Source organism: Viscerimonas tarda (assembly GCF_054601255.1).
On sequence record NZ_BAAHWV010000012.1, the window covers coordinates 25,128 to 43,345 of the forward strand.

Consider the following 18,218-nt stretch of genomic DNA (forward strand, 5'->3'; position numbering starts at 1 on the left):
TAGTATTAATTTAAATATTGTCCCGAACAGCGGGGTTAATTTAAATCATTAATTATGACAACAGATCCAATAGCGGACTATTTGACGCGAGTGAGAAATGCAATCCATGCAAATCACAGAGTAGTAGAAATACCGGCGTCGAATTTGAAAAAAGAGATCACTAAGATTCTCATGGAAAAAGGCTACATTCTTAACTATAAGTTTGTAGAGGAAGGGCCTCAAGGTTCTATTAAAATAGCCTTGAAATACGATCCTGTGAACAAAGTAAATGCCATCAAGAAATTGATTCGTATTTCTACCCCAGGTCTTCGTAAGTATGTAGGGTATAAGGAAATGCCAAGAGTCCTCAACGGATTGGGTATAGCTATTCTATCTACCTCCAAAGGAGTGATGACAAACAAAGAAGCCCGCGATTTGAAAGTGGGTGGCGAAGTTTTATGTTACATTTATTAATTAAGGAGGTATAAGGATGTCAAGAATAGGAAAATTACCCATAAATATCCCTGCAGGTGTTACTGTTACGGTTGACAAAGAAAACCTAATAACAGTAAAAGGTCCCAAAGGCGAATTATCGCAAAGCGTTAACAAAGATATTAAACTATCTGTTGAAGACGGTGTATTGACCGTAACCCGCCCTACGGACGGAAAAGAGCATCGCTCGCTACACGGTCTTTACCGGTCGTTATTGAATAACATGGTTGTTGGAGTTTCGGCGGGTTACCGCAAAGAACTTGAATTGGTAGGCGTTGGTTACAGGGCTTCCAACAATGGTCAGATACTTGAACTGTTGCTGGGATATACTCACCCGATAGTTATGCAATTGCCTGACGAAATCAAACTCGAAACCAAAGCAGAAAAGAACAAGAGCCCACTGATTATCTTGGAATCTTGCGACAAACAATTAATCGGACAAGTATGCGCGAAAATCCGCTCATTCCGTAAACCCGAACCTTACAAAGGAAAAGGAATACGTTTTGTTGGTGAATACATTCGTCGTAAGTCGGGTAAGTCTGCAACTAAATAACAAATAATGTATCATGGCAACAAAAACAGATAGAAGATATAAAATTAAATTACGTGTACGCGGAAAAATCCGTGGTACAACTGAGCGCCCGCGTTTGACTGTTTTCAGAAGCAACAAACAAATCTACGCTCAGGTAATAGATGATTTGACAGGCAAAACTTTAGCATCGGCATCGTCTTTGAAAGTAGCAGATAACGCTCCTAAAAAAGAAATAGCAGCTAAAGTAGGTGAATTGGTAGCTAAAAGCGCTCAGGAAGCAGGTATAACAACTGTGGTTTTCGATCGTAATGGTTATTTGTATCACGGAAGAGTTAAAGAATTGGCAGATGCTGCCCGTAAAGGTGGACTTAAATTTTAATACAAATGGCAGGAGTTAACAATAGAGTAAAATCGACCAACGATATAGAATTGAAAGACAGGTTAGTTGCGATTAACCGTGTAACTAAAGTTACAAAGGGAGGTCGTACATTCAGTTTTGCAGCTATCGTAGTTGTCGGAAACGAAGACGGAATCGTTGGTTGGGGCTTAGGTAAAGCCGGTGAAGTAACAACAGCCATAGCAAAAGGAGTTGAAGCTGCAAAGAAAAACCTGGTGAAGGTGCCCGTGCTTAAAGGCACAATCCCTCACGAACAGGTGGCAACCTTTGGCGGTTCGGAAGTGTTCATCAAACCAGCAGCTCCCGGTACAGGGGTGAAGGCAGGTGGTGCGATGCGCGCCGTACTCGAAAGCGTTGGTGTAACAGACGTACTTGCAAAATCAAAAGGTTCGTCTAATCCTCATAACCTTGTGAAAGCCACAATAGAAGCTTTGTCGGAATTGAGAGATGCTTACACTGTCGCTCAAAACAGGGGAATATCTATAGAAAAAGTATTTAAAGGATAATTTGAGGAGAAACAATCATGGCAATAATAAAGATTAAACAAGTAAAAAGCAGAATCAATTGTCCTAAAGATCAGAAGAGAACTTTGGATGCGCTTGGTCTCAGAAAGTTGAACAGAGTGGTTGAACATGAAGATAATCCGGCGATTTTAGGGATGGTTAACAAGGTAAAGCACCTTGTTTCTGTAGAGAAATAATCGAGTAATTTAGACGATAAAAATACACACAATATGAATTTATCAAATTTAAAACCTGCTGAAGGGTCAACTAAAACCAGAAAAAGAATCGGTCGTGGAACAGGTTCCGGAATGGGTGGCACCTCTACCAGAGGTCATAAAGGAGCCAAATCGAGATCGGGTTATTCACGGAAAATCGGTTTTGAAGGAGGTCAGATGCCAATACAGCGTCGTCTTCCCAAATTCGGGTTTAAGAATATCAGCCGTGTTGAATACAAACCAATTAATCTGGATGTTTTGCAACGGGTAGCTGAAGCCGGAAACTTGACTAAAATTGATGTACAAATACTGATTAATGCAGGTTTCATTTCATCAAAACATTTGGTTAAAATATTAGGAAGCGGAACTTTAACTGCAAAATTGGAAGTTGAAGCTCATGCATTTTCTAAATCGGCAGAAGCAGCCATTCAGGCTGTAGGTGGAACAGTAACAAAACTAAAGTAAGATGGGATTTGTAAAAACAATAGAAAATATCTGGAAGATTGAGGAACTCAGAAAGAGACTCCTCACTACTTTCTTTTTCGTAGTGATTTATCGCTTCGGCTCGTTTGTTGTACTTCCAGGTGTTGATCCGGCTGCTTTGGCGGCTTTGCAACAAAATGCCAGTGGCGGCTTGTTGGGTTTATTGGATATGTTCTCGGGGGGAGCGTTTGCTAATGCTTCGATTTTTGCCCTGGGTATCATGCCATATATCTCTGCGTCTATTGTTATCCAGCTACTTGGTATTGCGCTGCCTTATTTCCAGAAATTGCAGAGAGAAGGCGAAAGCGGACGCTCGAAACTTAACCAATATACCCGTTACCTGACTGTGGCTATATTGCTTTTCCAAGGCCCGGCCTATTTGTTGGGCGCCTTGCAAGGAGCAGCTCCGGGCGGATTCTGGGATTTCTTATTGCCATCGACCATCATCCTGGCCGGCGGTAGTATGTTTGTACTTTGGTTAGGCGAACGCATTACAGATAAGGGAGTAGGAAACGGTATTTCGTTTATCATTCTTGTCGGAATTATAGCTCGTCTTCCACATGCTCTAGTAGGGGAATTTACTTTCCGCCTGAGCGATACGCTGGGAGGTTTGATTATGTTCCTGCTCGAAATAGTATTCCTGCTGTTTGTAATAGCCGGCGCTATCATGCTTGTTCAAGGAACACGCAAGGTGCCATTGCAATATGCCAAGCGGGTTGTTGGAAACAAACAATACGGAGGTGCGCGCAATTATCTGCCTTTGAAGGTTAATGCGGCAAATGTAATGCCTATCATCTTTGCGCAAGCAATTATGTTTATACCCATTACAATTGCACAATATACACAAAGTGCGGGTGGTTTCTGGTCTTCGCTGACCGACCATACCAGCTTTTTGTATTGCACCTTGCAAGCCTTGCTGATAGTAGCTTTCACTTATTTCTATACGGCGGTTACTGTAAATCCACAGCAAATTGCCGAAGAATTGAAGCGAAATAATGGATTCATACCGGGGGTTAAACCAGGGAAGAAAACAGCCGATTACATAGATGAGATAATGTCGCGGATAACGCTTCCAGGGTCTTTGTTCTTGGCTATTGTCGCCATTTTGCCTGCTTTTGCAAGCATATTCGGCATCAGTCGCGAGTTTGCCCAGTTCTTTGGTGGAACATCACTGTTGATTCTTGTCGGGGTAGTACTCGATACGCTTCAACAAATAGAAAGCCATTTGCTGATGAGACACTATGACGGCTTATTGAAATCGGGAAGGATTAAAGGCCGTTCGGGTTCGGTAGCCGCATATTAACAGGTAAAGAGTTCATAATTAATGATATTTCTGAAAACAGATGAAGAAATTGAATTGATGCGCGAAAGCAATCAATTGGTGGGCAAAACTTTGGGCGAGTTGGCAAAACACATTCGCCCCGGAGTTTCGACCTTACAATTGGATAAAATCGCCGAAGAATTTATCAGAAGTCATGGGGCTATCCCGTCCTTTTTAGGATACAAAGGCGGCCCGGGAGTTGTTGATTTTCCAGGGAGTATATGTGCATCTGTCAACAATGTTGTTGTGCATGGCATACCGGGAGGGTATATTCTTCAGGAAGGCGATATTATATCAGTGGATTGTGGAACTGAAAAAAATGGCTTTTGCGGCGATTCGGCTTATACATTTTGTGTTGGAGAGGTTTCGGCAGAAGTGAAAACTTTGCTGAGAACAACCAAAGAATCTCTGTACAAAGGTATCGAAAGCGCTGTTGACGGAAGTAGGGTAGGAAGTATTGGAGAAGCTGTACAAAGCTATTGTGAGAAAAGAGGTTACTCGGTAGTCAGGGAACTTGTTGGCCACGGAATAGGACGCAGGATGCACGAAGCGCCTGAAGTTCCGAATTACGGGAAAAGAGGAACCGGCGCACTTTTGAAAAAAGGAATGTGCATAGCTATCGAACCGATGATTAACATGGGTAGCAAAAATGTAGTGTTTGAAAGAGATGGCTGGACAGTCAGCACAAAAGACCGGAAACCATCGGCACATTTCGAGCATACCATTGCAATACGGGAAGGCAAGGCCGATATTTTATCCACCTTTGAGTTTATTGAATCCGTTTTAGGAGATCAAGCAATTTAATTGTTTATTATTTTATGGCTAAACAAGCAGCAATAGAGCAAGATGGAGTTATAGTTGAAGCATTGTCGAATGCAATGTTTCGGGTAGAATTAGAAAACGGGCACGAAATCACCGCCCACATCTCAGGGAAAATGCGTATGCATTACATAAAAATACTTCCCGGAGATAGAGTACGTGTTGAAATGTCCCCGTACGACTTGTCAAAAGGTCGTATATCATTCAGATACAAATAAAAAATTAAAGATATGAAAGTCAGAGCATCATTGAAGAAACGCACAGCCGATTGTAAAATCGTGAGACGTAAAGGACGCTTGTATGTTATTAACAAAAAAAATCCTAAGTACAAACAACGTCAAGGATAATTTATTAATTTTGCAAATTAATTTAGTACTATAATGGCAATAAGAATAGTTGGTGTTGATTTACCACAAAATAAAAGAGGCGAAATAGCCCTGACGTATATCTTCGGGATAGGGCGTAGCGCATCTAATAAAATTTTGGCGGAAGCCGGAGTTGACAGGGATATAAAAGTGAAGGATTGGACTGACGCACAGGCCGGTGTAATCCGTGAGCTTATTTCTACTAAATACAAAGTAGAAGGAGATTTGCGATCTGAAGTACAGCTGAACATCAAACGCTTGATGGATATTGGTTGCTACCGCGGTATTCGTCATCGTAATGGTTTGCCGGTGAGAGGGCAAAGTACCAAAAACAATGCCCGTACACGTAAGGGTAGAAAGAAAACTGTTGCAAATAAGAAAAAAGCTACAAAATAATTAGTTTGATATGGCAAAAAAGACAGTCGCAGCGAAAAAGAGAAACGTTAAGGTTGATGCAATTGGACAACTACATGTTCATTCTTCATTCAACAATATTATTATTTCTCTTACAAACAGTGAAGGACAAGTAATCAGCTGGTCGTCAGCTGGGAAAATGGGATTCAGAAGCTCAAAGAAAAACACGCCTTATGCAGCACAAATGGCTGCCCAGGATTGTGCAAAAATTGCTTTTGACCTGGGTTTGAGAAAAGTAAAAGCATACGTGAAAGGCCCGGGTAACGGACGTGAATCAGCGATTCGCACCGTGCATGGCGCCGGAATAGAAGTAACAGAAATAATTGATGTTACGCCGCTTCCACACAACGGATGCCGTCCTCCAAAACATAGAAGAGTTTAATATTTAACGAAAGTAAGCGAGATTGAAACTTGAATTGTGATTGATTGCAAAAATCCCTCTCTGTAATCGCGGCTGCACAATTTCGGATTCATTTAATTTAATGTAATTAATTAAAAGAAAATGGCAAGATATACTGGACCAAAATCAAAAATTGCCCGTAAATTCGGTGAGCCAATATTTGGCCCTGATAAAGTTCTTTCTAAAAAGAATTATCCTCCGGGACAACACGGAAATGGTAGAAAGAAAAAATTATCGGAATACGGAATCCAATTACGTGAAAAACAAAAGGCAAAATACACTTATGGCGTATTGGAAAAACAATTTCGTAATTTGTTTGACAAAGCCGCACGTACCCGAGGTATCACAGGTGAAGTATTGCTTCAATTGTTGGAGTCGAGGTTAGATAATACCGTTTACCGTTTAGGTATCGCTCCCACAAGGGCTGCAGCACGTCAGTTGGTATCGCACCGTCATATTGTTGTTGACGGAAAAGTTGTGAATATACCATCTTATTCTGTTAAACCGGGGCAAGTTATTGGTGTGCGCGAAAAATCCAAATCCCTTGAAGTTGTAGATAACTCATTGTCGGGTTTTAACCACAGCAAATACCCTTGGATTGAATGGGAAGATGCTTCAAAATCGGGTAAATTATTGCACTTGCCCGAAAGAGCAGACATTCCTGAGAACATAAAAGAACAGTTGATCGTAGAATTATATTCTAAATAATAATTTCATGGCTATATTAGCATTTCAAAAGCCCGATAAAGTATTAATGTTAGAAGCGGACGACTTCTTCGGAAAGTTTGAATTCCGTCCGTTGGAGCCTGGCTATGGCATTACCGTTGGTAACGCCCTTCGCCGTATCCTCATTTCTTCACTTGAAGGTTTTGCAATTACTTCTATTAAAATAGATGGCGTTGAGCATGAATTTGCCTCGGTGCCCGGAGTAATGGAAGATGTAACTAACATCATCCTTAATCTTAAAAAAGTAAGGTTCAAACAAATTGTTGAAGAAATAGAGAATGAAAAAGTAAATATAACTGTTTCGGGTTCCGAAGTGTTCAAAGCCGGAGATATTGGTAAACATTTATCTGGATTTGAAGTTTTAAACTCAGATTTAGTTATATGCCATCTTGATTCAAGCGCCAGTTTTCAGATTGAATTGACTATTAACAAAGGTCGCGGATATGTTTCTGCCGATGAAAATCGAGGAACTTTTTCGTTCGAAGACCTGAATGTTATAGCAATTGACTCGATTTATACCCCGATCCGTAATGTGAAATACGCGGTGGAAAACTATCGTGTAGAGCAAAAAACCGATTACGAGAAATTAGTTATTGAAATATCAACCGACGGGTCGATACACCCTAAGGACGCGTTAAAAGAAGCTGCTAAGATTCTGATTCATCACTTCATGTTGTTCTCCGACGAGAAAATTTTGCTTGAGCAAAACGAAGTGGAAGGCAACGATGAGTTTGATGAAGAAATCCTGCACATGCGCCAGCTATTGAAGACAAAACTTTCGGATATGAACTTGTCCGTTCGCGCTTTAAATTGTTTGAAATCTGCAGAGGTGGAAACATTGGGCGAACTGGTTCAGTTCAACAAGAACGATCTTCTTAAGTTCCGCAACTTCGGTAAAAAATCTCTTACCGAGCTGGACGAATTGCTGGATAGCCTTAACCTGTCTTTCGGCATGGATATTTCTAAATATAAATTAGATAAAGATTAAAATAAGCGATGAGACATAATAAAAAAATCAATCACTTAGGCCGTACAAAATCGCACAGAGATGCTATGTTATCGAATATGTCTGTGTCCTTGATTATGCATAAGCGTATTTTTACTACGGTTGCCAAGGCTAAGGCTTTGAAAAAAATAGTTGAACCGATTCTCACCAAATCGAAAGAAGATACTACCCACTCGAGGCGTGTTGTATTCCAAGCGCTTCAGAGCAAGCTTGCCGTTACGGAATTATTCCAGAATGTATCGCAAAAAATTGGCGATCGCCCGGGAGGATATACCCGTATCATCAAAACCGGAAAACGTTCGGGTGATGATGCTTCGATGTGCTTTATTGAGCTGGTTGACTACAACGAAAACATGTTGAAAGAAAAGAAATCGGCTGCAAAATCAAGAACACGCCGTTCGTCAGCTGCAAAGAAAAAAGAAGCAGAACCTGCTGCTGTTGTTGAAGAAGTTCAGGCAGCAACGGTTGAACCGGAAGCTCCCGCAGCAGAAGAAACCAAAAGCGAAGCAGCAGAATAAGCTAAACCGTTTGTTACGAGCATATAAAAAGGCCATTTCTTACTGGAGATGGCCTTTTTGGTGTTTGATATGCTGCTTTTCTTTCAGGATAAGCGAAGGTAGTATCTTAATGAAATTCCAGTAGCGGGGAATATTTTTCTTAGGCTCTTCAACAGCCCTGTACAACCATTCCAGTTTGAATTCCCGCATCCACGACGGAGCCCTTCTCACATGCCCCACTCCTGCATTGAAGTTGAAAGCCGCCCCCAATCCAACCATGATTCCTCTGTTCAGATATGGCAAAAGATTAGACATGAAAAATTCCTGTTTCGGAGCGCCTAACGATACCCATATTATATCGGGATTGTCTTGGTTTATATTTTCGGCTATTGTTTGATAATCAAAATCTTCGATTTTTTTAAAGGGGAGTTCGGTAAAAGTCATATTTTTTATCTCCGGATCAATTTCCTCTAAATTTGCTTTTAAACCGAATAGTACCTGAGCTGTGTTACCCAAAAAATAGTGCCGGTATTTTCTTTTGTTGATATACTGAATGAACAAATCATTGCCCGTAAAAGAATAAAATTTTTGTTTATGGATTTTGCCAAGTAGTAAGGCCAATACCGATCCGTCGCAAATATTAATCAGAGAATCGTTTACTACTTTATTGAATGCCCGGTTTTTGTTCGCTACGGTGAGATTATTGCTTTCGATAGCACAAATGTAACCCTTATCCTTGTTATTTATCGCATTTTCTATAGTACGATCGATCCTTTGTTTATCAAATTCGAGTTTGACACTAAAATATTTGTTCATAAATAAAAGTTCAATAAGTAGGGCATTATATTTAGAATTTGGTTAAAACCACAAAAAGAAGAACCGATCGTTATTAACCATATAATATACTACAAAGTTAATACTAAAACCTACTAAATGGAGATGTAGAGCGAAAAAAAGCTTGAAAACAGGGATATTTTATTTATGGAACTTTTGATGAGACTTTTGTAATGGTTATTTGAGCAATGTGCATTCGGTATATATCTGCTCCAATTTCACAATCATTGGCTTAACATCAAAGTTTTCAATCATTGTTCCCCGGGCATTAACCGACAATTTTTTTATTCTCTCCGGGTCGTTGAATAAGGCTTTTAATTTAAGGTAAATATCCTCCGGATTGCATTTTTCTATAAGGACGCCGTTTTCACCGTCTGTTATTATTCCGGAGATGGACCCAACAGGGGTAGCCACAGGGATAATGCCGGCAGACATTGTTTCCAATAACGATATTGGTAAGCCTTCGTAAAAGGATGGTAGTAAATAAATATCCGATTCGGAGATAACCCTTAGCTTATTATTGCCCGAAACAACCCCTTCAAAAGAAAAGTCATCCCCCATTATTTTACCGAAGGTTTCTATTGAGTAATCCTCAAGCGGACCGGTTCCGCATAAAACAAACCTGAAAGAGTGTTCGGGGTATAATTTTTCAAAGGCTTTAGCCATATCATAGATGCCTTTGTGTTTGTCTATTCTTCCCAAAAACAGGATTTGTAGCTTCTCTCCGTCTTTTTTATCAACTATTTTGTATGGCGTGTTTGTGTCTATGCTGTTGTGTAAAATTTCGGCATTGGGGTAGCCATAGAGTTTGCTCAAACTATCTTTTTCTATACTGCTCAGTACAATCACTTTCTTGCCGTCGGTCAAAATTTTCTTGAACAGGTATAGGAGAACCCTATTTTTAGGCTTTCTCATCAAATACTCGCCACCGTGCAGGTGAACAAGGCTCTTTTTCTTTTGTTTGTTGTTTATACTTAGAATAATGTACTCTCTGAGTATCCCTTTTGCATCGCAAGGCACATTCATGTGCGCCAGGTCGGGATTGTGTTTTTTTAGAAAACGGCGATAGTTGGAAAAAGATTTCAGTAATCCCCAAGCCCATTTTGTGTTTTTCCGCTGTTTGTCCTTGTCGGCGCTTCCGAATGTATAATGGAGATACTCGTTGTGCCCATGAGCTATAATTGTTCCCACGACAGATGAGATTCCACTAATGTTTTTTGAGGAGTCAAGACTGGGTGATATAATAAGGATTTTCATTTTTTATAAAGCTCTAAGTATTCCTGAGCGGTTGTTTTTATATCAAAGTTTTTCAGAGCATAAATGTACGCTTTTTCAGTAAGATTTTGAATCTCCTTTTCGTCCAATTCAATTATTTCGCGTATTTTTTTTGCACAGTCTTTGGGCTGGGCTTTTTTAAAATAGAATCCGTATTCTCCGTTGTTAATGACTTCTATCGGCCCATCAATATTTGATACCAAAACCGGAACTTTAGCGGCCATGCCCTCTACTACCGTCAGCCCGAAGCCTTCGTAATTGGATGGCTGCACAAGTAAATCATACTCGCAAAGATGCGTGTATATATAATCCCGGTTTTTTAATCCGATAAAATTGATGCTGTCATCCAGTTCTAATTGGGAAGCGAGTTCGTGTAAATAGGATAGAGAAGCGCCCTCCCCAATAAAATCCACCTTAATATTCAGATCTTTATGCTGTAATTTAATCAGGTGCAATGCTTTGATTAAAATGTCCTGTCCTTTGTTTTTGTGGTCTAACCGGCTTATTTGTACAATCCTGAAAACACCCTTATTCTGCTTTTCCTTCTTTGCTTTGATGCCGGAAAAGTTGATGCCGTTATATACCAAAACCGAATTCAGATCTGCCCGCGTCAGGATGTCGTTCTGTACAGCTTTGGAAATGGCGCAGATGCAGTCGTATTTCTTCAGCTCCCTTGTGCCTAAATCCATTGCATGAACCGTTAGTATCGTTTTCCAGATGTTGAACGGGAAGCATCTGATGCCGGAGTGTTCGTGAAAATGTATGACTTGGGGATGAAACCTGAATACCTGATAGTTTAACTTGATTAAGGGTAGAAGCTCGTGAACTCCTTTTTTGCGGCCAAAACAGGTTACAGTAACACGTTTGTCTATCTTCTCAATCAGTTCCTTGTTATATTCGGCGTTGATTATAAAAAGCTTGACGGTGTCGCTGCTTTTTACCTGTTCATTCAGTATATCAATAAGCATCGTTTCGCTGCCACCGGTATTTAACGAGAATATAATGTGGAGGATTTTCATTTATTATGCGTTTTACGATTTAAAGTTAGCAATCTTTTCTTATTATTTTCTTGATTCTATCTTTAAATTCTACCCAAAATGTATGTATTATTGAAAAATTATATAAGTGCGCGCCATTCTTCAACAGTGTTTCTCTTATTTCTTTCGCAAACTTCCGTCTGCCATTGTATGTTTTTGTGTAATCGCCATATCGAAATGCGGCGAGAGCATTTTTTTTGTGCGAATATATTTTGCCAAGATTGAGTAATCGCAACCATAAATCAAGATCCATGCAATAATGCAAATCTTCATCCAAATAATTTATTTTCTTCAGCATGTTTGATGGATAGAATGATCCGGGTTGGCATACATCATAATCCGACTTCAATAAATAATCTCGGTTGGGTATATTTACTGTGTAATTGGATGTGATTTTATCGTTTAAATCTACTATGTTTATCAGAGAAGAATAGAAAACACATCCGTCTTTATTTGAAGCATATAGTTTTACAATTTCTTCAACACATGTGGGATATAGCATGTCGTCGGAGTTTATCCATCCGGCAAGTTCACCGGTTGCCAGCTTAAAACCTTTGTTTATGGCATTACCTTGTCCGGTATCTTTTTCGTGGATGATGATGTCAATCCTGTCCGAGTATTTATTCACTATTTCCATCGTTTCGTCTGTGGATCCACCATCGACGACAATATATTCGATGTTCGTATAAGTCTGATTCAGTACCGATTGTATCGTTCGCTCAATAAATTGGCCTTGGTTGTATGAAGGGGTTACGATTGTAACTTTTATATCGTTGTTTGTCATTTTCTTTATTCACCCAATAAAATGAAAAGGTTTAATCATCATCTTTTTTGTCCTCTATTTTCAATAAGTCATTTTCTTTGTCAAAGATAAGAATAAATAATAGCATTGGCAGTAAAATCATATATGTGTCATATAATGATGACGACGTTATGGATATAAGTAAAAGTAGTAACATATACAAAAAGCCGATAAAAGGGTATGTGCTTTTCCGGTTTTTGTAGAAATAGCATACCAGCGTAAAATACAGGTATAAATAAATAAATGTACCCACAAATCCCAGCCTGAGCATAAAATTGACCCATGCAATATCAGCGGTGTCTAATTGTATAGTTTCATCAGTTACTTCGTTTTTTAATCCGATTTTGAAATCAAATGTATTTGCTGCCGATGATCCCTCGGTCATAAGCCCTGCGCCAAAGACCATTCGGATAGGCATTTCGGTTACATATTCGTATCTCTCATAAAATAAAGCCATTCGGAACAAAAATGTGCCATCTACCGAAATTTCTTCTCCATATTCCTGAAAAGCCCCGGCCATTACGTTATCAATGTCGGATTCTGTTTTATTGGCAAATCTTTCTGTTAAGTTTTCGGCAAAAGGCACAAGAACCAAACCTGCAATAAGGATGTATTTGCTAACCCCTTTGAATCCTCCCTGAAGAAATATCCCTAAGAATACGGTTAGGAATATACTGACCATTAATCCACGATGTAAAGATACAATGGCTACAAGTATAAATATTCCAATAGAAGTGTATTTCAATCCTCCTTTTAAGGGGTTGCTGAAAAAGGCAAAGTACAAGAAAAAGTAATACAGATAGGGGATGTTATAGTAGCGGTTTATTTTTCCAAATACGCCTTTTTTGGTCGCACCGGTCAGGAGTGGCCGACCTGTAAACGACTGTATAACATATATAAAGCAGAGCGCTGCTGTGATGAGGACCAGTATTTTAAGGATGAGTAGAATTTCCTCTTTCGTTAACCGCCTGAAGACAAAATAGGACAAAACAAAAAAGAAGTACCGGCTTGTTTTTAATATCTCATTCCATGGAACGCCATAGATAAACTTATTGATACACATGTTTACAAAGACAAAAGCCAGAAATATCCAGATGGCAGTAGCCAGTTTGTTCTTTGTAATGAAATCCCGGTATTTGAATAATCCGACTATGAATATACCAACTATATACAGCAGGGCAAAGTCAGGGGCTTTGTTTATTACGTGGCGGGTGTCGAATAACGAAAGAGGTACCAACTGAAATCCATCACAAACAAAGAAAAAGAAAATTAACGCCGACAGAACACGCTTGTCGGTGAAATAAAACAAAATTCCTATGATGAGTAATGGATAAAACAGCATATCTTAATTGAATCTAAAGTCTTTTTTATTGAATATCTTCAAAAAGAAAAATACAGGGAATGTAACGGCACAAACAAATGCGATTTTCATAAAAACGTTTAAGAAACTTATATCCTGAAGAATGGGTGAGAACAATGTTGTTACCCCCGCAATAACAACAAAGGAGAACAGGTATTTTAACAGTTCTTGCTTTTGCCCGAAAGGGATAATATTCAAATATTTTTTTTGATAATAGAGACACAACAGAAAAGAAAAGAAATAGGAGAGGGTATTGCCTAATAGAATGGAATAAAATCCCAGCTTTTCGTAGAATGCAAATACAACAGCCAGGTTTACTACAACATTTACCAGTTGAATGTAAATTTCTTTATCAGGATGATTTTTTGCTCGCAAAAAGAAATAGATTGGCATAATCGGAATACTGAATAAAACACAGGCTCCTGCTATAAATATGACGGATGTAGCTGTAAGTGAAATATTATCGGCGCTTAGTTTTCCGCTTAACCATAATGTGATTATATCTTTTGAACAAAAGCAAATCAGCGTTGCAACCGGGATAGCTATATACGAAACATAGATACCCAGTTTTGTAATTATCTCTTTAATTTGTTTCAGGTCGGATAGGTTCGCAATGGTGGGATATAGCGGTTGTAATATTTTTATAAATACGCCGAATAACTGAGTTTTAATTTTTAAGGCATTCTCATATATTCCAACGTACGTGAAGCCGAAGAACTTTGTTATCAGTACCTTGGTTAATGGTTCGTATAAAAAACCCAGCAATGCGCCTGAATATATTTTAGAACTATATGTCAGTTGCTTTTTGGCTAATTGTTTAAATTGTTTACCAATGCCGGTCGTCTCTATTTTCCCCCAGTTCTTAAATGCGAGTACTGTTACTAGAATAAACCACACAAAAGCGGCAAAAAGTATGATGAGGCCTATTTCTTTTAGCCCGCCTCCATTGAGTGTTACCCCAATTATCCCTGCCCAATAGATGACGCTGTATATGAACATGGCAAAGTTGGTAAGGTATATTTTTTGGATGGAATCTAAAATGGATGAAAAGATTTTTCCGGTAAGAAGCAAACTATTTGCCAATATCAGATACGTCAGTAGTAATGATGATTCTTCCATATACTGTACCGGTACTTCCAGGTATATGAGGATAACGTTTCGCAAGATATATAGCAAAACGGAGACCGGAACAAGTATTAGTACCATAAGTATGAGCATGGTAACAATATCATAGTCCGATTCCTTGCATTTCCCCTGTTCGGCCAAAAATTTTATCAAAGAGGCGTCCAAAGATAAGTTGGCGAATATGGCCAGATTCCCAACAACCGACACTACACAAAATATACCATACAACTCCTCTCCCAAATTGCTGATAAATACAGGGATACAAACGGCTATAAGTACAGCGGTCAGGGCAAATTGTAGTATTCCGGTAAATGAATTAAACGCAAAAAGTTTTTTTTTGACATTATTTTCCTCCATATCCATATCCGTATCCGGTCTTGGTTTTAGTGCCATTCATAACCAGATACATCTTTTTAAGTTTGCTGTCGCTGACTATGTTGTTGGCCAATTTTAAATAAGACTTATTCGTGTAATCGGCTTTAAATAAATAGATGGTCGCATCCGAAATTCGCGCCAGGGAGAATGTGTCCGAAACCATGCCGACAGGCGCCGTATCGACAAGTATATAATCGAACTTGTTTCTCAGGTACTCGAAGAATCTGTTCAGGCGATCATTTAATAACAATTCAGACGGATTAGGCGGTATTGGTCCCGAAGGAACAAAGTATAAATCAGGCTGAATATTGTTGATACTCATAATTATATCCTCGGGATTGTAGCTGTCCGACGCCAGATAGGAGGTGATACCCTTAGTGGCTTTAACGGATAAGTATTCCGTCAGCCGGGGGTTTCGGATGTCCAAGCCGACAATGACTACTTTTTTACCCTTTATCAAAGACAGTGAAGCTGCCAAATTGAGCGAGAAGAACGATTTCCCTTCGCCACTGATACTGGAGGTGATAAGAATAACTTTCTCATTCTTACCCGTCAGTACAAACTGAAGATTGGTTCTGATTAACCGGAACAATTCGGCAGTTGAGGTATTGGATGTTTCGTTAACCACCACTTTGTTGCCCGATTTATCGCTGCAAATTTCGCCGAGTACAGGTATTGAGGTATATTTTTCGAGTTCGCCAATATCCGACAGATTCGATTTAAACATATCTTTCAACCAGATTACAACAACCGGAATTATTCCTCCGAGCAGGATGCCGAGAAATAGCGTAATTAATCTTCGTGGCGCAATCGGGTCTGTCAACGTGTAGGCGGCATCTACTACTTTTGCTTTTGGCGTATTGGATGCCAGGGTTAATTCGGCTTCCTGTAACTTTTGCAACAAGAATAAATAGATTTCGGATTTGATTTGCTGCTGGCGTTTGATGTCGAGGAACTGACGCTCTTGTCTTGGAACTTCATTCAATTTAGATTGCAGGGCGCCTTCAACAACCGCCCAATCTTGTTTAGCCAAACTAATTTCTTTGCGAACATTGTTTATACTTGTTTTGACATTGCCGCGAAGCAGGTCTAACTGATTATCTAACGATACGATTGCAGGATTGGTTTCGTGTGCATTCTTCAACAAGCGCGCTCTTTCGATAATGAGATTATTGTATGCCAATGTAACGTTTGCCATATTTCCCGCCATGCCCGACGAAGGTATCAACGAATATTTGTTGTCGGGGTTGTTTATATATTCTTCTATCATTTTCAGCAAACTAAGCTGGATTTCAAATTCCAGGCCTCTTTCTTTAAGGCTTACCATTTTGCTTAAAGAAGCGCTTGTTTCGCCCGCAATGTCTATTACATTGTTTTGCTTTTTATAATTTTCGATGTTGCTTTCGATATAGCCTAATTCCACCGATATGGTATCAACCCTGTCTCTGATGAAGTTTGCGGTGTTCAGCGCCATTTTGTTTTTGTCGTCTAACGCATCTTCGTTGTATAGCTTTACGAGTCTGTTTAATATGTCCTTACCTCGTTGCGTTTCGTAGTCGCCTACGCTGAGGGCAATCACATTTGCCTTTTTGCTGACTGCGCCAATCGAAACTTTTTCCATATATACCTCTGTTGCGTAGTCTAAACCAAAGACTGTTATTTCGATTTCGTAGGAGTCTTTATGTCTTATTGTCTGAGCATTCTCTTTGAAAGTGAACGTTCCGGCATCGGTTTTGATTGTTGCCGGAAAACCGGTAGATTCAAAATTCCCTAATTTTTCCTTGCCGTATTTCGCTTTTATTTCAATTTTATTTTTGTTTACGTCCAAGTTGAAAGTCAAACTTGCCGAAAGTGTGTCGATGTACGATTTAGGTAGATTGAGAACAACCGGCGAATTATTGTATAGCGGTCGGTCGAACGGAAACTTTTGGAGTTCATACATCTTATAAAGCCCCAATTCATACACCATTTGTTTGATTAGCGTATGAGACGAAATTATCTCTATTTCATCATCAATACTTTCGGAGGCGCTTAATCCGCCGAATCCCAAACTCTTAACCGCATTTGAACTCAATGCCGACGTGCGCGAATCTTCGGTTTTTATAAGTATATTGGACCTGGTTAAATATACCGATGGTTGCGATTTGAGGTATATAAATGTTACGGCTGCACACACAATAACAGAAATTACAAACCATTTCCAATATTTCAGGTAGTATAAGGCCGTTCCTGCAATGTCTATAAATTCGGTTGATTCTTTGGTTGTTTTTTTACTCATGATCGAAAAATAACGTAAATCTTATCTGGTGATTATTGCGATAATACTGATAACAGTACTGATGGCAGATATAATTATGGAGGTGTTATATTGCTTCTGAGCGCCGAAATAAGCGTCATTCTGTTTTTCCCTGTTCGGAACTACATATACAATGTCGTTTTGTTGCAGGTAATAATCGGGCGATTGCAATGTTTCGGATTTGCTAAGATCCATCCTGATATATTCTTTCTTTCCGTTAATATCGCGGATTATCATCACATTATCGCGGCGCCCTTGCAGCGTCATATCTTTTGCCGAAGCCAGGGCTTCGAGAATGGATACCCGTTGTTTGCTGAAAGTATAGGAGCCGGGAGCGGTAACTTCGCCTAAAACAGAAACCTTAAAATTGACAATCTGTATGTTGACAATCGGACTGACGATATAGTCGCTTAATCGTTTTTCCAGTTCGGTTACCAGTTCATCTTTCGTCATCCCCGATACTTTTATCTTGCCGATGCCCGGAAAATGGATTTCTCCATCCGAATCTACCAAATAGCTTTGGAGGCTTTGAGCCGTGGTTGCAGATGTAGCTTGTTTGGCCGATGTGGCCGACTGGCCTCCATCAAGCGACCTGTTGCTCAAAGTCGGCGACGATACGAGAGGCAGATTAAACGGCGCTGCCGATACAGGGTCGAGGGCCGATACAATTATCAATAGCTCGTCATCGGGACGAATCGTTAGCGAATACTTGGACTCTTCGTTGGTTAGTTGCCCTTGCACCGCGTTCAGGTCTTGGAAATAGGAGATTTCTTTATAGGAACCACAAGCCGAAAATAAGTATGTAAAGAATGTCAGAAGTAAAATATTTCTCATTTGCCTTGTTTATTAAAATGGGTAGGTACAATAAAATGTACCTGTATTTGCAAAATTAAACGGTTTTATAACCGAAATATTGTGTTGATTAAAAAAATCCCACAAAGGTAATTTTTATTTTAAGTTTTCAA

The 18,218-nt window shown here is 39.5% G+C and carries 23 protein-coding genes; 15 read left to right on the top strand and 8 right to left on the bottom strand.

The features are described from left to right. Window positions 1-54 precede the first annotated feature (54 nt). The 15 genes from rpsH (at window position 55) to rplQ (ending at window position 8,170) form a co-directional block, all read left to right on the top strand. Entirely contained in the window at window positions 55-453 is a 399-nt protein-coding gene (rpsH, locus tag ACYPWY_RS06985) for a 30S ribosomal protein S8 (RefSeq protein WP_459684721.1), read from the top strand. Between the two features lie 16 nt (window positions 454-469). Beyond that, window positions 470-1,024 (top strand): 50S ribosomal protein L6, encoded by a 555-nt coding sequence (gene rplF / locus ACYPWY_RS06990; RefSeq protein WP_459684722.1) that lies wholly within the window; start codon window positions 470-472, stop codon window positions 1,022-1,024. A gap of 13 nt (window positions 1,025-1,037) precedes the next feature. Beyond that, window positions 1,038-1,382: a 50S ribosomal protein L18 gene (rplR, locus tag ACYPWY_RS06995; RefSeq protein WP_459684723.1), complete on the top strand. Its 345-nt coding sequence runs from the start codon at window positions 1,038-1,040 to the stop codon at window positions 1,380-1,382. Between the two features lie 5 nt (window positions 1,383-1,387). Then, on the top strand, window positions 1,388-1,906 hold the full coding sequence (gene rpsE, locus ACYPWY_RS07000; RefSeq protein WP_459684724.1) for a 30S ribosomal protein S5: 519 nt from the start codon (window positions 1,388-1,390) through the stop codon (window positions 1,904-1,906). Window positions 1,907-1,923: 17 nt separating this feature from the next. Next, on the top strand, window positions 1,924-2,100 hold the full coding sequence (gene rpmD, locus ACYPWY_RS07005; RefSeq protein ID WP_459684725.1) for a 50S ribosomal protein L30: 177 nt from the start codon (window positions 1,924-1,926) through the stop codon (window positions 2,098-2,100). 33 nt (window positions 2,101-2,133) lie between these two features. Next, window positions 2,134-2,583 (top strand): 50S ribosomal protein L15, encoded by a 450-nt coding sequence (gene rplO / locus ACYPWY_RS07010; RefSeq protein WP_459684726.1) that lies wholly within the window; start codon window positions 2,134-2,136, stop codon window positions 2,581-2,583. Window position 2,584: 1 nt separating this feature from the next. Continuing rightward, window positions 2,585-3,904 (top strand): preprotein translocase subunit SecY, encoded by a 1,320-nt coding sequence (gene secY / locus ACYPWY_RS07015; RefSeq protein ID WP_459684727.1) that lies wholly within the window; start codon window positions 2,585-2,587, stop codon window positions 3,902-3,904. Between the two features lie 21 nt (window positions 3,905-3,925). Beyond that, window positions 3,926-4,726 (top strand): type I methionyl aminopeptidase, encoded by an 801-nt coding sequence (gene map / locus ACYPWY_RS07020; RefSeq protein ID WP_459684728.1) that lies wholly within the window; start codon window positions 3,926-3,928, stop codon window positions 4,724-4,726. A 14-nt stretch (window positions 4,727-4,740) separates the two neighbouring features. Beyond that, complete coding sequence (infA, locus tag ACYPWY_RS07025; protein ID WP_006800239.1) at window positions 4,741-4,959, top strand: translation initiation factor IF-1; 219 nt, start codon at window positions 4,741-4,743, stop codon at window positions 4,957-4,959. Between the two features lie 12 nt (window positions 4,960-4,971). Further along, window positions 4,972-5,088, top strand: a complete 117-nt coding sequence (ykgO, locus tag ACYPWY_RS07030; RefSeq protein ID WP_006800238.1) for a type B 50S ribosomal protein L36 — start codon at window positions 4,972-4,974, stop codon at window positions 5,086-5,088. A 33-nt stretch (window positions 5,089-5,121) separates the two neighbouring features. Continuing rightward, entirely contained in the window at window positions 5,122-5,502 is a 381-nt protein-coding gene (gene rpsM, locus ACYPWY_RS07035) for a 30S ribosomal protein S13 (protein WP_459684729.1), read from the top strand. Between the two features lie 10 nt (window positions 5,503-5,512). Further along, complete coding sequence (rpsK, locus tag ACYPWY_RS07040) at window positions 5,513-5,902, top strand: 30S ribosomal protein S11 (protein ID WP_459684730.1); 390 nt, start codon at window positions 5,513-5,515, stop codon at window positions 5,900-5,902. 120 nt (window positions 5,903-6,022) lie between these two features. Beyond that, on the top strand, window positions 6,023-6,628 hold the full coding sequence (rpsD, locus tag ACYPWY_RS07045; protein ID WP_459684731.1) for a 30S ribosomal protein S4: 606 nt from the start codon (window positions 6,023-6,025) through the stop codon (window positions 6,626-6,628). Window positions 6,629-6,635: 7 nt separating this feature from the next. After that, window positions 6,636-7,634, top strand: coding sequence for a DNA-directed RNA polymerase subunit alpha (locus ACYPWY_RS07050; RefSeq protein WP_459684732.1), 999 nt, complete (start codon window positions 6,636-6,638; stop codon window positions 7,632-7,634). Window positions 7,635-7,642: 8 nt separating this feature from the next. Then, window positions 7,643-8,170, top strand: a complete 528-nt coding sequence (rplQ, locus tag ACYPWY_RS07055) for a 50S ribosomal protein L17 (protein WP_459684733.1) — start codon at window positions 7,643-7,645, stop codon at window positions 8,168-8,170. 39 nt (window positions 8,171-8,209) lie between these two features. Here rplQ and ACYPWY_RS07060 read toward each other — a convergent pair whose 3' ends face one another. The 8 genes from ACYPWY_RS07060 to ACYPWY_RS07095 form a co-directional block, all read right to left on the bottom strand. Then, window positions 8,210-8,965, bottom strand: coding sequence for a WecB/TagA/CpsF family glycosyltransferase (locus ACYPWY_RS07060; RefSeq protein ID WP_459684734.1), 756 nt, complete (start codon window positions 8,963-8,965; stop codon window positions 8,210-8,212). Between the two features lie 195 nt (window positions 8,966-9,160). Next, a complete protein-coding gene (locus ACYPWY_RS07065) occupies window positions 9,161-10,240 on the bottom strand; it encodes a glycosyltransferase family 4 protein (RefSeq protein WP_459684735.1) in 1,080 nt (359 codons plus the stop codon). Continuing rightward, window positions 10,237-11,277, bottom strand: coding sequence for a glycosyltransferase family 4 protein (locus tag ACYPWY_RS07070; RefSeq protein WP_459684736.1), 1,041 nt, complete (start codon window positions 11,275-11,277; stop codon window positions 10,237-10,239). The genes ACYPWY_RS07065 and ACYPWY_RS07070 overlap by 4 nt, the downstream gene beginning before the upstream one ends. A gap of 25 nt (window positions 11,278-11,302) precedes the next feature. Continuing rightward, window positions 11,303-12,079, bottom strand: a complete 777-nt coding sequence (locus tag ACYPWY_RS07075) for a glycosyltransferase family 2 protein (protein WP_459684737.1) — start codon at window positions 12,077-12,079, stop codon at window positions 11,303-11,305. A gap of 31 nt (window positions 12,080-12,110) precedes the next feature. After that, window positions 12,111-13,439, bottom strand: a complete 1,329-nt coding sequence (locus tag ACYPWY_RS07080; RefSeq protein ID WP_459684738.1) for a hypothetical protein — start codon at window positions 13,437-13,439, stop codon at window positions 12,111-12,113. Window positions 13,440-13,442: 3 nt separating this feature from the next. Continuing rightward, window positions 13,443-14,975: an oligosaccharide flippase family protein gene (locus tag ACYPWY_RS07085; protein ID WP_459684739.1), complete on the bottom strand. Its 1,533-nt coding sequence runs from the start codon at window positions 14,973-14,975 to the stop codon at window positions 13,443-13,445. Continuing rightward, complete coding sequence (locus ACYPWY_RS07090) at window positions 14,926-17,235, bottom strand: GumC family protein (RefSeq protein ID WP_459684740.1); 2,310 nt, start codon at window positions 17,233-17,235, stop codon at window positions 14,926-14,928. The genes ACYPWY_RS07085 and ACYPWY_RS07090 overlap by 50 nt, the downstream gene beginning before the upstream one ends. Window positions 17,236-17,256: 21 nt before the next feature. Next, window positions 17,257-18,087 carry a polysaccharide biosynthesis/export family protein gene (locus tag ACYPWY_RS07095; RefSeq protein ID WP_459684741.1) on the bottom strand — a complete coding sequence of 277 codons (831 nt, stop codon included), beginning with the start codon at window positions 18,085-18,087 and terminating at the stop codon, window positions 17,257-17,259. Window positions 18,088-18,218 lie beyond the last annotated feature (131 nt).

Bases quoted from the DNA above. Each gene is read 5' to 3' on its own strand.
- rpsH (WP_459684721.1), top strand. From the start codon at position 55: ATGACAACAGATCCAATAGCGGACTATTTGACGCGAGTGAGAAATGCA.
- rplF (WP_459684722.1), top strand. From the start codon at position 470: ATGTCAAGAATAGGAAAATTACCCATAAATATCCCTGCAGGTGTTACT.
- rplR (WP_459684723.1), top strand. From the start codon at position 1,038: ATGGCAACAAAAACAGATAGAAGATATAAAATTAAATTACGTGTACGC.
- rpsE (WP_459684724.1), top strand. From the start codon at position 1,388: ATGGCAGGAGTTAACAATAGAGTAAAATCGACCAACGATATAGAATTG.
- rpmD (WP_459684725.1), top strand. From the start codon at position 1,924: ATGGCAATAATAAAGATTAAACAAGTAAAAAGCAGAATCAATTGTCCT.
- rplO (WP_459684726.1), top strand. From the start codon at position 2,134: ATGAATTTATCAAATTTAAAACCTGCTGAAGGGTCAACTAAAACCAGA.
- secY (WP_459684727.1), top strand. From the start codon at position 2,585: ATGGGATTTGTAAAAACAATAGAAAATATCTGGAAGATTGAGGAACTC.
- map (WP_459684728.1), top strand. From the start codon at position 3,926: ATGATATTTCTGAAAACAGATGAAGAAATTGAATTGATGCGCGAAAGC.
- infA (WP_006800239.1), top strand. From the start codon at position 4,741: ATGGCTAAACAAGCAGCAATAGAGCAAGATGGAGTTATAGTTGAAGCA.
- ykgO (WP_006800238.1), top strand. From the start codon at position 4,972: ATGAAAGTCAGAGCATCATTGAAGAAACGCACAGCCGATTGTAAAATC.
- rpsM (WP_459684729.1), top strand. From the start codon at position 5,122: ATGGCAATAAGAATAGTTGGTGTTGATTTACCACAAAATAAAAGAGGC.
- rpsK (WP_459684730.1), top strand. From the start codon at position 5,513: ATGGCAAAAAAGACAGTCGCAGCGAAAAAGAGAAACGTTAAGGTTGAT.
- rpsD (WP_459684731.1), top strand. From the start codon at position 6,023: ATGGCAAGATATACTGGACCAAAATCAAAAATTGCCCGTAAATTCGGT.
- ACYPWY_RS07050 (WP_459684732.1), top strand. From the start codon at position 6,636: ATGGCTATATTAGCATTTCAAAAGCCCGATAAAGTATTAATGTTAGAA.
- rplQ (WP_459684733.1), top strand. From the start codon at position 7,643: ATGAGACATAATAAAAAAATCAATCACTTAGGCCGTACAAAATCGCAC.
- ACYPWY_RS07060 (WP_459684734.1), bottom strand. From the start codon at position 8,965: ATGAACAAATATTTTAGTGTCAAACTCGAATTTGATAAACAAAGGATC.
- ACYPWY_RS07065 (WP_459684735.1), bottom strand. From the start codon at position 10,240: ATGAAAATCCTTATTATATCACCCAGTCTTGACTCCTCAAAAAACATT.
- ACYPWY_RS07070 (WP_459684736.1), bottom strand. From the start codon at position 11,277: ATGAAAATCCTCCACATTATATTCTCGTTAAATACCGGTGGCAGCGAA.
- ACYPWY_RS07075 (WP_459684737.1), bottom strand. From the start codon at position 12,079: ATGACAAACAACGATATAAAAGTTACAATCGTAACCCCTTCATACAAC.
- ACYPWY_RS07080 (WP_459684738.1), bottom strand. From the start codon at position 13,439: ATGCTGTTTTATCCATTACTCATCATAGGAATTTTGTTTTATTTCACC.
- ACYPWY_RS07085 (WP_459684739.1), bottom strand. From the start codon at position 14,975: ATGGCACTAAAACCAAGACCGGATACGGATATGGATATGGAGGAAAAT.
- ACYPWY_RS07090 (WP_459684740.1), bottom strand. From the start codon at position 17,235: ATGAGTAAAAAAACAACCAAAGAATCAACCGAATTTATAGACATTGCA.
- ACYPWY_RS07095 (WP_459684741.1), bottom strand. From the start codon at position 18,087: ATGAGAAATATTTTACTTCTGACATTCTTTACATACTTATTTTCGGCT.